A 14,338-nucleotide genomic window follows, 5' to 3' on the forward strand; every position below is an offset into this window, starting at 1 on the left:
CTTAACCAACAATTAATTATACGTTTGCGGAGGGCTGACGGCTAGGCCTAGCGTGCTGGCGGGGAGCAGCATCGCTGGCCAAACGAGTTGGTGCGTACCATGACGTATAGATCATATGGGGCGTTGCTCGCCTCGCTGAGCGCAGTCGCGCTGCTTTTCGCCTCCAGCAACGGTTTTGCAAGATCGGGCGGCGTCGCGCCGCGTGGCATAGTCGGGACGCCGTCGGCCGTCCATCGGCCGATCGTGCCGTCGGCGCGGTTCCATCGCCGGAATTCATTTGTTGTCTGGCCGGGCGGCGGCGGCTTCTACTACGAGCCTCCCACAAGCGACTCCTATGCCGCCGAGATGGCCCAGCCGCCGCTCGCCAACGACGTCCGCTACACCTACACCTACGACGTGCCCTGGGACTGGACCCATCGCTATCCGCCGAACGTCGTGCCGTCGGATCGGCCCTACGTGCCGAGCTGTCCCACGGAGACCGTGACGGTGCCCGGGCGCAGCGGCGAGCAGACCGTCAACATCATGCGCTGCTACTGAGCGTGCCGTCTTCATCGCCGCTTGGCGCGCGGGGTAGTCGCTAGCTAGCCGAGCTCAAAGCTGGTGACGCCGAAGACCCGGTCAAGTTGCAGCGGTCGGATCGGGCCGGTGTACATGCGCGCCGTCTCGAAGGTCGGTGCAAGGCCAAAACTTTCCGCCAGCGCGATCGCCTCGCGATTGACGCCGGGGACGTCGAGAAACACCTCGCCGCCGCCTGCGCCGACGAGCAGCGCCTGCATGATGACCTCCGCGCCGGCGCGGTCATTGGCGACCAGCGGGCCGATCTTGTGGCCGTGACGGCAGGGGCGGATCATGCCCCATCCGGTGAGACTTCCATCGCGCATCAGCGCCCGGCCGATATGACCGGGTGCACCGACCCAGGCCCGCAGGAAGGCGCTGCGCGAGGCCGGGAAGACGGTGGCGTCATCTGCCTCGACCAGCGCCAGCGGAATCGTCTCGAGCGCGACGACGTCGGTCGTCTGCGCCGGCGCCGCGACGGTCCCACCATAGCGGATATTGCCATAGGCGAGTTGGAAACCCGACTTTCTGTAATTGTCCTGCTGCGCAACGACGCCGTCGAGCCCGATCACGCGCGCGCCCGCATGTGCAATCGCCGCGTTCCAGATGCGCAAGCCGTAGCCGCGGCCGCGCAGTTCGTTGTGCACGATGTAGAAGCCGAGGAAGGCGAAGCGAGCATCGTAATTGACGCAGGAGACGGTGGCGACCGGCTCGCCGTCGATTTCGCCGATGAGAAAGCCACCCGGATCGACGCACGCAAAGCAGTCAGCATCGACGAGCCCCGGATTCCAGCCTTCGGCCGCCGCCCAGTCCACGGCGAGCGCGATGTCGTCGGGGCGCATGGCGCGGATTTGCAGGTCACCCATGGTCAATCATCGTGTGCAGGGCCTCATGATCGGACTATACGTCCGGACGGGCGGCGCATAAACCGGCCACCGAGTCAGGACAAAGCCGGAGATCAACATGGCAGCAGAGAAAGTCGCACTCGTCACCGCAGGCGGCAGCGGCATGGGGGCGGGCGCCGCACGGCGGCTTGCCGCCGACGGGTTTCGCGTCGCGATTCTTTCCTCCTCCGGCAAGGGCGAGGCGCTTGCGAACGAACTCGGCGGGCTCGGTATCACCGGCTCGAACAAGTCCCATGACGACCTCAAGCGCCTGGTCGATGGCGCCATGGCGAAGTGGGGTCGCATCGACGTGCTCGTCAACAGCGCCGGCCACGGGCCGCGCGCGCCGATCGTCGAGATCACGGACGAGCAGTGGCACACCGGCATGGATACCTACCTCTTGAACGTGATCCGCCCGACGCGGCTGGTTACGCCGATCATGCAGGCGCAGAAGCACGGTGCGATCATCAATATCTCCACCGCCTGGGCGTTCGAGCCGAGCGCGATGTTTCCGACTTCGGCGGTGTTTCGCGCGGGCCTTGCCGCGTTCACGAAGATCTTCACCGATACCTACGCTGCCGACAATATCCGCATGAACAATGTGCTGCCAGGCTGGATCGACAGCCTGCCGGCGACGGACGCTCGCCGCGAGAGCGTGCCGATGAAGCGCTATGGCAAGGTCGAGGAGATCGCCGCGACGATCTCGTTCCTGGCCTCCGATGGCGCCGCCTACATCACCGGGCAGAACATTCGGGTCGATGGCGGGCTGACGCGGTCGGCGTGAGGCTGGGCGCCTCTCGCCAATCCGAACCTGCGCCGGATTGTCGCTGCAGACGCGTGATCGCAAAAGCCCCGGCCGAGCCGGGGCTTTTCATTTTGATCGGCGTCTCGTCAGCGCCCCGAGACCAGCCGCGCCAGTGTTGGCAGGATCCTGTAGCGCGCGATCTCGTGCGGATACTCGCCGCGATTGGCGAGCAGGACGATGCCGAGCCTGCGCGCGGGCACGAGGCCGATATAGCCCGAGGCGTTGTTGAGGCCGCCCGGCTTGTCGAGGACCGTCACACCATCGAGATGCACGGTCTCCCAGGCCATGGCCTGGCCGAATTTCTCGTCGACGCGAAAGCTCTCCTGCTGCGTCGTCCGGATGGCCTCGCGCAGCTCGGGCTCGATCGACCTGCCGTCCGCGCAAGCCGCAACGAAGATCGAGAGATCGCGCGCCGACGAGAACATCTGGCCAGTGCCCGGAAAGTCGAAATAGCTCTGCTGATTGCCGGGCGGCCCGATCGGAGTGCCCTGATCCGAATAGCCCTGCACGGCACGCGCCATCTGCGCGTCACTCAGCATCGCGCGATTGTCGGACGCGCGCTCTGGCACCAATGTCGCGCTCATGCCGAGCGGCTTCAGGATGCGGTTTGCGATCAGCTCGCGGACCGGGAAGCGATAGCGGCGCTCGAGCACGAGCTGGAGCAGCACATAGCCGGCATGAGTGTAGATGCGCTGCTTGCCGGGCGCGATGCCCTGCGGCGGCGCGAAGGCATTGAGCATATCGAGGAACTCGCCGAGGCTGAACGACTCGTTCGGCCAGGGCGGATGATCCGTCGGCAGCAGCAGGCCGGATGTATGCGTGACGAGCTCGCCGACCGTGACGCGGCGGATATAGTCGCCGTCGAGCTCGGGCAGGTACGCCGCCACGCGCTCGTCGAGCCGCAATTCGCCGCGGCGCACCCCGAGCGCGACCAGCGTCGCCTCAAAGGTCTTTCGCAAGGATGCGAGGTTGAACAGGGTGTCCGATGTGACCGGATGCCTGGTGGCCTCGTCGGCCAGGCCGTAGTTGAAGAACTCGACGTGACGGCCCGCATAGAGCGCGGCGGCAAGGCCGCCGGGATGATCCGACGTCGCCGTCGGCGCAAGCTCCGTCGCCACGATGTCCCGCAACATCGGTATCATGTCGGAGTCCGCGTGCGCAGGGCGGGCGAAACCGAACGCGAGCGGCAGCAGTGCGGCCTTGGCAAGGGACCGCCGGCTGATGGCAGGGCGCGGTGAGCGAACAAGAGGGTGCACTGTTGTGATGATCAGTTCGAATCGCCCCCGCTTCACTCTTATCGGCAAATATCGCGCCTCCCAATTCACGATTGCGCGGGGAACGGTTCCGTCCACAGCGGCAAAAGAAACTAAGCCGAACGGCTAACAATTATTGACGACGCTCGGCGCTTCATCTATAGTTAGCTGTATGGCTAACCAATTGTCCCGACTCGACCAGGTCTTCGGCGCGCTCTCGGACCCCACGCGCAGGGCGATCGTGATGCGGCTGTGCGCCGGCGAGGCGTCGGTCGGCGAGCTCGCCGATCCCTTCGCAATGGCGCTGCCGAGCTTCATGAAGCACATCCGCGTGCTCGAGGAGAGTGGCCTCGTCGAGTCCGAAAAGTCCGGGCGCGTGCGCACCTGCCGGCTGCGGCCGGAGGCGATGGCGGGTGCGGAGGATTGGCTGCAGCAGCAGCGGGCGATCTGGGAAGCGCGTCTCGACCGGTTCGAGGCTTACGTGATGAAGCTCAAGAAAGAGAAGGAGAGGGCGGCTGCCAAGCGGCCGTCCCGAACAACCAAACGGAAAGGTGCCGAGTGATGACGAGTTCAGCCAACCCCGCCCTGTCGCAATGGTCGCTCGATCGCGAGATCGTGCTGTCGCGCGTGATCGACGCGCCGCGCGAGCTGGTGTTCGAGGCGTGGTCCGACCCAAAGCATCTGCCGCAATGGTTCGGGCCGGCGGGCTTCCGGATCGAGAGCAAGGAGATCGACGTTCGCGTCGGCGGCGTCTGGCGCTTCGACATGATCGGGCCCGACGGCATGGTCTATCCAAACCGCATGCGCTTTCTGCGCATCGACAAGCCGCGGCTGATCGAGGTCAATCATGGCGTGGACAAGGACGAGGACTCCGGCATGTTCCGCATGACGGTCACTTTCGACGCCCATGGCGACAAGACGGTGCTGACGCTGCGGCAACTGCACCCGACGGCCGCGCAGCGCGAGACCGTGATCGGCTTCGGCGCCGTCGAGCTCGGTTACCAGACGCTGGACAAGCTTGCCGCCCATGTGACGGCCCTAAAGGGCTGATCGCGCTCGCGATCTTCCGCTCGCGCGGGCCGGGCCCAGTCTGACCGAGGTCCGGCCCGGCCCGAATCAGACACGCAGATTTTTGTCGCAACCGGCTGCCCTATTGTGACAGTATTGCTACCGCTTGATGTCAGTTCGATAAAAAGCGGAGCGGTCGATGCGGTTGATGTTGCAGGCGAGGTCAAATCCCCTGGCCTGGTGGTGGGGTTCGCTGACGTTGGTCAGCAACGTCAACATCCTCGTTTGGTACATGCTGTATCGCGAATTCTACCAGGTCCCGACGGCTGGCTTCGGCGGCGTCTCGGGCATCGGGCTCATGCTGCTGCTCTGCGCCGGCTATGTGTTCGGCTGCGCGTTCCGCTCGTTCCTGCCGCGCGCCGACGTGCAGCGCATCTGCCTGTTCGACACATGGTTGTCGAGCGTGTTCGTCGGCCGCTCGGTCGCAACCGTCGCCGAGCTCTGCTTCGCGGCGCAATGGGCGGTCATCCTCGCCCAGCTCGGCGGCATGGCGGGGGCGGAGACCACCGCGAACATTGCGCTCGTGATCGTGCCGGTGATCATCATCGCCGAATGCTTTTCCTGGTACGCGGTCCTGACCACCAACTACCTCTACAACGCCATAGAGAATTCGCTGTGGGCGGTGGTCTTCTTCCTGGTCGGCGTCGCGCTGTGCCGGCTGCTGCCCGAATTCCAGGGGCCGGTGCGCTGGGGGCTCATTGCCGGCATCGTCGGGATCGCCTGCTATCTCGCCTTCCTCGTCACCGTCGACGTGCCGATGTATCTGAGCCGCTGGCGGGCAGGGCATCCCGAAGGCGGCAGGCTGCTCGGCCTGCTCGAAGGCCTTCATGACGTCGCCACCCGCTGGGTCGTGACGCATGACGTCGCGCATTGGAAGGGTGAGCTTGCCTGGATGGCGCTCTATTTCAGCGCGGCGGTGTGGTCGAGCCTGGCGCTGTGCGCGGTCTATGCGATGGAAGGCTATCTGACGCGATACCTCGTTTGAGGCAAAGCGCGTCAAGTCTCGCCAAGATCGACTTGGGTCAATATGCCCTGGCGCAGTGCGAGCCTGACGAGCTCGATATCCGACTCGACACCGAGCTTGCCCTTGATCAGGGAGTGCAGGTTCGCGACCGTCTTGGGACTGACGTGGAGCGTCTCGGCGATCTCCTCGGTGGAGCGTTCGGCGAGCAAGAGCCTCAGCACCTCGAATTCACGTGCCGTCAGGACGTCGGTCGCCGCGCTCTCGCCGGCGAGCCGGCTCAGCGCGAGCTCGTGGTCGATGTCGGGGCTGATCGCAACCCGCCCCGCAAGCACGTCCATCACTGCGCGCACCAGGGTTTCCGGTGGGCTGGTCTTGGTGACGTAGCCCCTAGCGCCGGCGCGAATCGCCTGCACGGCGAAGCCCGCATTCTGATGCATGGTAAAGACGAGGATTTTTGCGGCCTTGTCCCACTGCCTGATCCGGCGGATCGCTTCAAGGCCGCCGATGCCCGGCATGCTCAGATCCATGACGATCAGATCAGGCGCGCACTCCTTGAACAGCCGATAGGCTTCCGCGCCGTCCGAGGCCTCAGCGACGACGCGCAGTCCCGGCTGCTTCTGCAGGACGGAGCGATAGCCCTCGCGGACGACGGCGTGGTCGTCGACCAACATGATGGCCCAGCCGGCCTCGCTCATGCCGCGTTCTCCAGAGCTTCGAGCTGCCTGTCGGCCCGGCTGACCGGAATCACGACACGCAAGGCGGAGCCGCCGTCCGGTCCCGCCGTGAAGCTGAGCCGGCCGCGCATCGCCGCGACGCGCTCGCGCATGCCGAGCAGGCCCATGCCGGATTTGACGGCGGCATCGTTCGGCCGGCCGTCGTCGTCGATGGCGAGTCCGATCTCGTTGGCGCCCATCGCCAGATGCAGGCTCACCTTCGTGGCGCCGGCGTGCTTGGCCGCGTTGGTGAGCGCCTCCTGCACGATGCGGTAGAGATTGGCGCTGATGGAAGCCGGCAGGTTCTCGAAGACGCCCTCGAAGCGGATATCGAAGCGCGGCTGGCCGCGGCTGCGGCCGTTCCACCCCGACACCAGGCCTTCCAGACTCGCGACGAGACCGAGCTCGTCGACATCGGGCGGCCGAAGGCGGAACAGCGCGCCGCGCAGTGTCTCCATCATGTCGGTCGTGGTCCGGGCAATGCTGTCGCATTCGCCCAACAATGCCGGGCAGTCCTCGGCCGCGGTCTGGCGGGCGGAAGCGGCGAGCGCGCGGATTGCGGCGAGCGACTGGCCGAATTCGTCGTGCAGCTCGCGCGCGAGATGACGGCGCTCCTCGTCCTGGAGCGCGATCAATCTGCGTGTCAGTTCGCTGCGCTCGGACAGCGCTGTGGCAAGACTTGCAGCGAGATGATTGAAGACGTCGCGGATCGCCGACAGCTCCGCGAGGTCGAAGGGTGGCAGTCGCGCGTCGAGGTCGTTGGCGGCTATGCGCTCGAGGCCGGCGCGAACGACCTGGGTTGGACGCAGTGCGCGCGCCAGCGCTGCGTAGACCAGAGCGCACAATAGGGGCAGCGTGATCGCAAGCACGGTCATCAGGCGGCCGGCCTCGTGCCAGGCCTCCGCGGTCTGCACGGCCGGATCAAACCAGACCACGGCGTCACCGAGCTTCGCTCCGCGCGCGATCACGGGCCGTACGGCTTCGCGGCCAGGGTCGAACAGGCTGCGGTAGAAGGCCGCGAAGGCCTGTGGTGGCACGGTCGCCGGGTTCGGCGCGCCGCTACAGAAGCGCTGGAGCATGTCGCCGCTCGCGCCACGGAATCCTAGACACAGGCCAGGCGTCATAACGAACGCCGCGACAGGGTCAAGGTTAGGAAAGTCCGAGCGCGGATTGGCCATCCATTGCACTTTGCCCTGTTGCAGCTCCAGCGTCCTCGCGACGATGGCGGCGATGCCGTCGATGCGCGCGTGTACCGCGCGGTCGGCCGTGATGAGGAAATAGGCGGCGATCGCGGCGAAGCAGGCGGCCGATACGGCAGCCACGCGCAACGTCAGACGGACCTTGAGATCGAACCTCGGGCGGTTCCACATCGGCGGGCACCTGGCGCGGACGGTATTGTCGCGTCAGCATTAAACGGCAGAACGCCAGCGGCGGAAAGCGCTAGGCGTTACCGCGGTGCAACGTCGTGAAATTTTCCCGGCATCGGCCGGGACGGGCGCGGATGCGTGGCCTGAGGTTGCCGGCCTAGCATTGTGGGTCCGCTCCATCACAGGAGGCCCGCTCATGCACCTCTCCCGGTTGATCCTCTCCGCTCTTCTTGTCGCCGTGCTCCTGGGTGTCCGACCAGTCAGTGCGGGCACCGAGGCGGCTGCGGCGGCGCCGGTCGGCGTGACCGTCGAGGACTTCGGCTATCTCGATACGTCCGGCGAGCCGGTCGACCAGACCGCCGCCCACGAGAAGCGGCTCAGCGCGTTCATGGTCGCGCTGCGGCGGGATGTCGAGGCGGACAAACGCTATCAGCTCGCGCCCGCCGGACAGGGCAATGCAAAATTCAAGGTCGTCGGCGGCGTCCAGAAGACGAGTACGCTGGTGCAGTGGGCGAGGGTGGCGGTGATCGATATCGGTGCCAAAAAAGTCCTGTTCGAGAAGCTCTACACCTTCCGCGGCGACAACGACGAAGCTTGGGACCGCGCCGAGGCGTTCGTCGCGCGCGAGGTGATTGCAGCACTCGCGCAGCCTGCTCCGATCGCGCTTGCGGTGTTCGCTTTCGAGCTCGAGGACACCACGGCCGCACCGTCAGCGGTCCTGAGCGAGCCCGATACCGCGCATCTTGCCGAGGTCACGAACGGCGTGCGCGATCGCCTCGCGCAATCCGGCCGCTACCGCCTGGTCGACGTCAGCGGCGCGAGCGGGGAGGCGGCCGCGCGCCACGCGCTGCGCGACTGCGGCGGCTGCGACGCGGAAATCGCCGGGAAGCTCGGGGCTGACCAGTCACTGATCGGCGTGGTACGGCGGGTCAGCCGCACCGAGTATACGATCGGATTCCAGGTCCGCGACGTCAGGACCGGCGCGGTCGTCGCGCGCGGTGACAGCGGCCTGCGCATGGGCGCCGACTATTCCTGGGATCGCGGCGCCGTGAGGCTGGTCAGCGATCGCCTGATCGAGGGCCAGTAGGCGACCGGTGCCTCTAAAGCGGGATGAGTTTAGGTTCGATGGCTGCAATCTAGGAGTTGCGCTCCCTCTCCCGCTTGCGGGGGAGGGCTGGGGTGGGGGTGTTTCCGCAATGGACACTCCCAAAGTGGAGAAAGCCCCCACCCGGCGCTTCGCGCCGACCTCCCCCCGCAAGCGGGAGAGGTTTGAGCGAGCCCTCGGCCCAACCAATTCAACCAAAACTCATCCTGCTCTAGAACGTCAACTGCACCTTCATCGACTGGGACCGGTCGCTGGCGAGCTCGAAGGCGGCGACCGCATTTTCGAACGGCAGCGAGGCCGAGATCAGCGGCTTCACGTCGATCAGGCCTTCGCCCATCAGCCGCACCGCCAGCTCGAACTCCGGATCGAAGCGGAAGGTGCCGCGGAGCTGCAGCTCCTTGGCGACGATGGAATTGATCGGCAGCGTCATTTCGCCGCCGAGACCGAGCTGCACGATGCTCGCGCCGGGGCGGAGCAAGTCGAGTGCGGTACGCAGCGCCGCCTGGTTGCCGGACGCTTCGAACAGCGTGTCGAACACGCCCTTGCCGGCGCGCCAGGGATCGAGCGCGGCGGCGTTCGAGGCGACGTTGATGGCGTGGGTGGCGCCGAGCTTCCTGGCGGTCGAAAGCGGTGCGTCGGCCACGTCAGTGACCACGATCTCGGCGGCGCCGCCAAAGCGCGACACCAAAATCATCAGCGCGCCGATCGGGCCGCAGCCGGTGATCAGCACACGCTTGCCGAGGAGAGGACCGGCCTGCTTGCCGGCATGCAGGCACACCGCAAGCGGCTCGGCCATCGCGGCTTCGGCAAGCGACAGCTTTTCGGTGATCGGCACGGCTTGTGCGGCGTCGACCGTGACGTATTCACGAAAGCCGCCCTGGACGTGGGGATTGCGCATTGCGCTGCCCATGAAGCGCATGTCGAGGCACTGGTTGCGCATGCCCTCCTGGCAATGCAGGCACTGGCCGCACGGCTTGCTCGGATTGACCGCGACACGCGTGCCCGGCTTCACATGCGAGACGCCTTCACCAACTGCGGCAACGACGCCGGCGATCTCGTGCCCGAGCGCCATCGGCTGCTGAATGCGCACGGTGCCGAAGCCGCCATGGTGATAATAGTGCAGGTCGGAGCCGCAGATGCCGCCATTGGCGATCTTCACACGGACTTCACCGGGGCCGGGCGCGGGATCGGCAAAGCTGTCGATCCGCAGATCCTTCGGCGCGTGGATGACGACGGCACGCATGGGCGTTACTCCTTCAGCTCGTTCAGTGGCCGGGCGCGATCACATCGCGGCGATCATGCCGCCATCGACATAGATGATCTGGCCGTTGACGTAGGTCGAGGCGTCGGAGGCGAGGAAGACCGCTGCGCCCACCAGCTCGTCGGGCTTACCCCAACGCTTGGAGGGGATACGCCCCATCAGCCAATTGTTGAAATCGGCGTTGTTGACCAGCGCCTCGTTCATGTCGGTCAGCATGTAGCCCGGGCCGATCGCGTTGGCCTGGATGCCGTGCTGCGCCCATTCCACCGCCATCGAGCGGGTGAGATTCTTGATGCCGCCCTTGGCCGCGGTGTAGGGCGCGATCGTCGGCCGCGCCAGCTCGCTGCCGAGCGATCCGATGTTGATGATCTTGCCTTGCTTGCGCGGGATCATCCGCTTGGCGGCTTCGCGGCCGATCACGAACGCGCTGGTCAGGTCCGTCTCGATCACCTTGCGCCATTCGTCTGTGGTGAACTCGACCAGCGGCTTGCGGTGCTGGATGCCGGCATTGTTGACGAGGATGTCGACCGCGAGCCCCTCGCGATCGAAGCGCTCGAAACTGGCGACGATCGCGGGCTCATCGGTGACGTTGAAGGCGGCGCCTTCAGCCTCGTGGCCGGCAGCGCGGAACTCGGCGACCGCCTGCTCGACCCGCTTGGGATCGACGCCGTTGATGATCAGCTTGGCGCCGGCTTTCGCCAGGCCCTCCGCGATGGCCCGGCCGAGCCCGCGGGAGGAGCCGGTGACGAGCGCGGTGCGGCCGGAGAGATCGAACAGGGTAGTGCTCATCTAAAAATCCTCAAACGTTGGAGCGGCGCACGGTGAGATCGGACCGGTCGAATACCGCAGGCAGGAGATCGACGCCAAGGCCTGGTCCTTCCATCGGGAAGACATAGCCATCCTTGATCACGGGCATGGTGGTGACGAGTTCATTGTACCAGCCCTTGTAGAAGGCGCGCACCGATTCCTGGATCAGCGTGTTGGGCTGGCTGAATGACATGTGGATCGCGGCGATAAAGCCGACCGGGCCGATGCAATCATGCGGTGCAAAGGGGCGGTGATAGGTCTCGGCCATCGCCGCGATCTTGCGGCCCTCGGTGAGGCCGCCGGTCCAGCACAGATCCGCCATCACCACATGCATGGCGTCGCGGTCGAGCATGTCCTTGTAGGGGAAGCGCGAGCCGAGCGTCTCGCTGGCGCAGACCCAGACGTCTGTCGAGCGCGCATATTCGGCGAGCGCCTGCGGCGAGTTCATGCGGATCGGATCTTCATACCAGGTCGGCTTGTACGGCTCGAGCGCCCGCGCGATCTGCTTTGCGGTCGGCAGATTCCAGAGCGAATGGAGCTCGACCATGATCTCCATCTTGTCGCCGACGGCCTTCCTGATTTTCTCGAATGGCTCGATCGCCTGCTTCATCTGGGCTGCGGTGATGAAGAGGCCGTTGTTCTCCTGCGCCGCCGGGTCGAACGGCCAGATCTTCATCGCCGAGATGCCGCTCTCCAGAAGGCTTTCGGCGAGGGCGTCGGCACGGTTCATGAAGGCGTCGAGGTCTTCATAGGGGCTTTGCACCTCGCCGAGATTCCAGTTCGAAACCGGGCGGATGTTGGTGGAACGGACGTATTTAGTGCCGGCGCAGGTGTTGTAGATGCGCTGCTTGTCGCGGCAGAGGCCTCCGAGCATCTGGTGTACGGGTTGGCCGCAAACCTTGCCGAACAGGTCCCAAAGCGCGATGTCGATCGCGGAGGCCGCGCGATATTCGACGCCGGTCGAGGACTGCGCCATCGGCAGATTGAGCATATCGCGATGGATCGCCTCGATGTGAAGGGGATTGCGGCCGAGCAGGCGGCCGGCCAAGGTGTCGTGGATCTGCGCTTCGACGGCGCCCGCGCCATAGAAGGTCTCACCCAGGCCGATGACGCCGGCATCGGTGTGGACACGCACCCAGATCACATTGGCGAATTCTTCGGTGCGCAACGTCTCGATCGACGTGATCTTCACGGCAACATCCTCCCGTCGAGAGCGCGGCTAGCGCCCGCCTTGTTGTTTTTGCTTTGACTGTACCTTGGGGCGCGCAATGCCTCGCGGCCCGGGGCGCAGTCATACGCCCGCTTGTAATATATCACAACATGTTTTATGCATGTCACAAACGAGACGCGACCTGCCCGGGACGAGGCGGGGTCGATTGGGAGGACAACATGGTGCGGCGCAAACGCGCGCTCGAGCTGGTCAATCCGGAAAGCGAAGGTGCAATCGGCCGTCGTAACCGCGTCAATTTCGTCGAGCTGGCCTATCAGAAGATCGAGGATCTGCTCGTCAATTGCGAGCTGAGGCCGGGTCAGTTCCTGACCATGCTCGAACTGCAGCACATCACGGGCTTTGGCCGCACCCCGGTACACCACGCCGTCAACACGCTTGCCGCCGACACGCTGATCATCATCCGCCCGCGGCATGGCCTTCAGGTCGCGCCGATCGATCTGGCGCGCGAGCGCATGTTACTGGGCCTCCGTCGCGATATGGAGCGCTTCCTGATCCGGCTCGCAGCCGATCGCGCCAGCCTGTCGCACCGCAACCAGGCCCTGCATATCGAGCGCGTGCTGCGCGAGCGCCGGGCCAGGCTGACGCTCGACGAGTTCAACAGCCTCGACCGCCGCATCGACGCGCTGATCCTGGAGGCCGGCGGCGAGCCGTTCCTCGCGCATACGATGCGGCCGCTGCACACGCTCTATCGTCGCATCGGCTTCATTCATCACCGCCACATGCCGGGGCAGACCGACTTGTCCGGCACCATCGACCGCCATCTCGACATTTTGAACGCCGTTGCCAATCGCCGCGTTGAAGCGGCCGTGGAGGCCAGCGACGCGCTGATCGACTTCATGAATGCGATGTTCGTCGGGATGGAGGCGGGGATCGATCCGCGACTGCTCGATTGCAGCATCGAACCGCTGCTCGGCACATAAAGAAATCTCAGGGAGAACCAGAATGTCGACGATGGCCATGCCACAACCGACCGCGAGCGAGGCCGCGGTCCGCTACCTCATCACCAACTACAGTCCCAAGGGAAACAAGGTCGGCTGGCTGATGATGGCCTCGATCCTGGTCGAAGCCTGGGATCTCTATTCGATCGCCTTCGTGCTGATTTTCATCCGCGAGCAATACAATCCCGATCCCTTGATGCTCGGTCTCGCCGCAGCCGGCACGCAAGGCGGCGCCCTGATCGGCGCACTGCTCGGCGGCTGGATGTCCGACAAGATCGGCCGCCGCGTGATGTTCCTGGTCACCATGGTCATGTTCATCGTCCTGGCGCTCGCGCAGGCCTTCGTGCCCAGCGTCGGCTGGCTCGTCGTGATCCGCTTCCTGCTCGGCGTGCCGCTCGGCTCCGACATCTCGACCGGCTACACCTACATCATGGAATCCATGGCCAAGGGCGAGCGCGAGGTCATGGGCAACCGCTGGCAGTTCATGTTCGCGGTCGGTGAAGTCCTCACCATCGGCGTCATCGTCATCTTTCTCCTGATCGACATGCAGCACGAGACGTTGTGGCGCGTGACGCTCGGGCTCGGTGCGGTTCCCGCGCTGATTATCCTGATCATGCGGCACGATGTGCCGGAGACGGCGGTATGGCTGGTGCAGAAGGGACGCTATCGCGAAGCCAAGCAGGTTGCCCGCGAGATGTTCAACGATGATCTCGCGATGCTGCCGGACCAGGACGTGGAGGTGCCGAAGGTCAGCACCCGCGCTTTCCTCGCCGATCTGAAGAAGGATCCGATCCGCTGGCGCGCCACGATCTACGGCTGGATTGCCTGTTTCGCGCAAGGCAGTGAGTTCTCGACCTTCGCGTTCTACCTGCCGGTGCTGTTCGTCATGGTCGGTGTGTCCAGCGTCCTCGGCAACAATCTGGTGACGATGGCGCTGTTCTGCTTCGCCGCGCTGTCCGGCTGGGTCGGACCTTTGTTGACACCGAAGCTCGGCCATCGCGGCATCGCGATCGCTGGTTTCGCCATCGTCCTGGCCTCGCTGCTGGTCGCGGCCTTCGCGCTGTACACCGACAACAAGATCCTGCTGCCGTTCGCCGCGGCCGCCATGTTGTGGGGTCATTATTGGGACGCCTCCAACTGCATGACGATCCCGACCATGGTCGCCAAGCCGAAGTATCGCGGCACCGCGAGTGGCTTCGCCTACATGTTCGTGAAGCTGCCGTCGTTCCTGGCAATCTTCCTGTTCCCCGCGCTGTTTTCCGCAATCGGGCAGGCGAATGCCACGCTGTTCGTCGCGATCTTCCCACTGATCGGTTTGCTCGCTGCGATCTTCATCCTGCCGGAGGTCTACGGCTACGACAACGACTGACGGATCCGAGTAGACGAG

15 protein-coding genes are annotated in these 14,338 nt (G+C 65.2%); 8 read left to right on the plus strand and 7 right to left on the minus strand.

The genetic code is table 11. The features are described from left to right. The first annotated feature begins 99 nt into the window (after positions 1-99). Entirely contained in the window at positions 100-537 is a 438-nt protein-coding gene (locus tag SO156_RS22780; protein ID WP_458148659.1) for a hypothetical protein, read from the plus strand. 44 nt (positions 538-581) lie between these two features. Here the strand turns inward: SO156_RS22780 and SO156_RS22785 are convergent, their stop codons facing one another. Continuing rightward, complete coding sequence (locus tag SO156_RS22785; protein ID WP_498536293.1) at positions 582-1,421, minus strand: GNAT family N-acetyltransferase; 840 nt, start codon at positions 1,419-1,421, stop codon at positions 582-584. A 97-nt stretch (positions 1,422-1,518) separates the two neighbouring features. On the opposite strand from SO156_RS22785, the gene SO156_RS22790 reads away from it, so the two are divergent. Further along, on the plus strand, positions 1,519-2,223 hold the full coding sequence (locus tag SO156_RS22790) for an SDR family oxidoreductase (RefSeq protein WP_498536294.1): 705 nt from the start codon (positions 1,519-1,521) through the stop codon (positions 2,221-2,223). A gap of 107 nt (positions 2,224-2,330) precedes the next feature. On the opposite strand, the gene SO156_RS22795 is transcribed toward SO156_RS22790, so the two are convergent. Then, the gene (locus SO156_RS22795; RefSeq protein WP_498536295.1) at positions 2,331-3,386 is read right to left on the minus strand and encodes a serine hydrolase; all 1,056 of its coding nucleotides are present in this window, start codon (positions 3,384-3,386) and stop codon (positions 2,331-2,333) included. Positions 3,387-3,669: 283 nt separating this feature from the next. Here SO156_RS22795 and SO156_RS22800 point away from each other — a divergent pair, with 283 nt between their 5' ends. The 3 genes from SO156_RS22800 (at position 3,670) to SO156_RS22810 (ending at position 5,550) form a co-directional block, all read left to right on the plus strand. Further along, positions 3,670-4,059, plus strand: a complete 390-nt coding sequence (locus tag SO156_RS22800) for an ArsR/SmtB family transcription factor (RefSeq protein WP_498536296.1) — start codon at positions 3,670-3,672, stop codon at positions 4,057-4,059. After that, entirely contained in the window at positions 4,059-4,547 is a 489-nt protein-coding gene (locus SO156_RS22805; protein WP_498536297.1) for an SRPBCC family protein, read from the plus strand. The genes SO156_RS22800 and SO156_RS22805 overlap by 1 nt, the downstream gene beginning before the upstream one ends. 157 nt (positions 4,548-4,704) lie before the next feature. Then, positions 4,705-5,550, plus strand: a complete 846-nt coding sequence (locus tag SO156_RS22810; RefSeq protein ID WP_458148652.1) for a hypothetical protein — start codon at positions 4,705-4,707, stop codon at positions 5,548-5,550. Between the two features lie 11 nt (positions 5,551-5,561). On the opposite strand, the gene SO156_RS22815 is transcribed toward SO156_RS22810, so the two are convergent. Together SO156_RS22815 and SO156_RS22820 are read right to left on the minus strand one after the other, a co-directional pair. After that, positions 5,562-6,224, minus strand: a complete 663-nt coding sequence (locus SO156_RS22815; protein WP_498536298.1) for a response regulator — start codon at positions 6,222-6,224, stop codon at positions 5,562-5,564. Then, entirely contained in the window at positions 6,221-7,612 is a 1,392-nt protein-coding gene (locus tag SO156_RS22820; RefSeq protein ID WP_498536299.1) for a sensor histidine kinase, read from the minus strand. The genes SO156_RS22815 and SO156_RS22820 overlap by 4 nt, the downstream gene beginning before the upstream one ends. Positions 7,613-7,805: 193 nt before the next feature. Between SO156_RS22820 and SO156_RS22825 the strand changes: the two genes are divergently transcribed. Then, positions 7,806-8,696: a DUF3280 domain-containing protein gene (locus SO156_RS22825; protein WP_458148649.1), complete on the plus strand. Its 891-nt coding sequence runs from the start codon at positions 7,806-7,808 to the stop codon at positions 8,694-8,696. 229 nt (positions 8,697-8,925) lie between these two features. Here SO156_RS22825 and SO156_RS22830 read toward each other — a convergent pair whose 3' ends face one another. The 3 genes from SO156_RS22830 to SO156_RS22840 are packed head-to-tail and all read right to left on the minus strand — an operon-like array spanning position 8,926 to position 11,974. Then, positions 8,926-9,957, minus strand: coding sequence for an L-idonate 5-dehydrogenase (locus SO156_RS22830; RefSeq protein WP_458148648.1), 1,032 nt, complete (start codon positions 9,955-9,957; stop codon positions 8,926-8,928). 39 nt (positions 9,958-9,996) lie between these two features. After that, positions 9,997-10,764, minus strand: coding sequence for an SDR family oxidoreductase (locus SO156_RS22835; RefSeq protein ID WP_458148647.1), 768 nt, complete (start codon positions 10,762-10,764; stop codon positions 9,997-9,999). 10 nt (positions 10,765-10,774) lie between these two features. Then, entirely contained in the window at positions 10,775-11,974 is a 1,200-nt protein-coding gene (locus tag SO156_RS22840) for a mandelate racemase/muconate lactonizing enzyme family protein (protein WP_498536300.1), read from the minus strand. Between the two features lie 197 nt (positions 11,975-12,171). Here SO156_RS22840 and SO156_RS22845 point away from each other — a divergent pair, with 197 nt between their 5' ends. Beyond that, entirely contained in the window at positions 12,172-12,933 is a 762-nt protein-coding gene (locus SO156_RS22845; RefSeq protein WP_458148645.1) for a GntR family transcriptional regulator, read from the plus strand. 22 nt (positions 12,934-12,955) lie between these two features. Then, entirely contained in the window at positions 12,956-14,320 is a 1,365-nt protein-coding gene (locus tag SO156_RS22850) for an MFS transporter (RefSeq protein WP_458148644.1), read from the plus strand. The last annotated feature ends 18 nt before the right edge of the window (positions 14,321-14,338 follow it).

It is taken from the genome of Bradyrhizobium sp. UFLA05-125 (genome assembly GCF_059803515.1).

Coding starts and splice junctions, on each gene's coding strand:
- SO156_RS22810 (WP_458148652.1), top strand. CDS start 4,705: ATGCGGTTGATGTTGCAGGCGAGGTCAAATCCCCTGGCCTGGTGGTGG.
- SO156_RS22790 (WP_498536294.1), top strand. CDS start 1,519: ATGGCAGCAGAGAAAGTCGCACTCGTCACCGCAGGCGGCAGCGGCATG.
- SO156_RS22815 (WP_498536298.1), bottom strand. CDS start 6,224: ATGAGCGAGGCCGGCTGGGCCATCATGTTGGTCGACGACCACGCCGTC.
- SO156_RS22795 (WP_498536295.1), bottom strand. CDS start 3,386: ATGATACCGATGTTGCGGGACATCGTGGCGACGGAGCTTGCGCCGACG.
- SO156_RS22850 (WP_458148644.1), top strand. CDS start 12,956: ATGTCGACGATGGCCATGCCACAACCGACCGCGAGCGAGGCCGCGGTC.
- SO156_RS22780 (WP_458148659.1), top strand. CDS start 100: ATGACGTATAGATCATATGGGGCGTTGCTCGCCTCGCTGAGCGCAGTC.
- SO156_RS22800 (WP_498536296.1), top strand. CDS start 3,670: ATGGCTAACCAATTGTCCCGACTCGACCAGGTCTTCGGCGCGCTCTCG.
- SO156_RS22845 (WP_458148645.1), top strand. CDS start 12,172: ATGGTGCGGCGCAAACGCGCGCTCGAGCTGGTCAATCCGGAAAGCGAA.
- SO156_RS22820 (WP_498536299.1), bottom strand. CDS start 7,612: ATGTGGAACCGCCCGAGGTTCGATCTCAAGGTCCGTCTGACGTTGCGC.
- SO156_RS22835 (WP_458148647.1), bottom strand. CDS start 10,764: ATGAGCACTACCCTGTTCGATCTCTCCGGCCGCACCGCGCTCGTCACC.
- SO156_RS22805 (WP_498536297.1), top strand. CDS start 4,059: ATGACGAGTTCAGCCAACCCCGCCCTGTCGCAATGGTCGCTCGATCGC.
- SO156_RS22830 (WP_458148648.1), bottom strand. CDS start 9,957: ATGCGTGCCGTCGTCATCCACGCGCCGAAGGATCTGCGGATCGACAGC.
- SO156_RS22825 (WP_458148649.1), top strand. CDS start 7,806: ATGCACCTCTCCCGGTTGATCCTCTCCGCTCTTCTTGTCGCCGTGCTC.
- SO156_RS22785 (WP_498536293.1), bottom strand. CDS start 1,421: ATGGGTGACCTGCAAATCCGCGCCATGCGCCCCGACGACATCGCGCTC.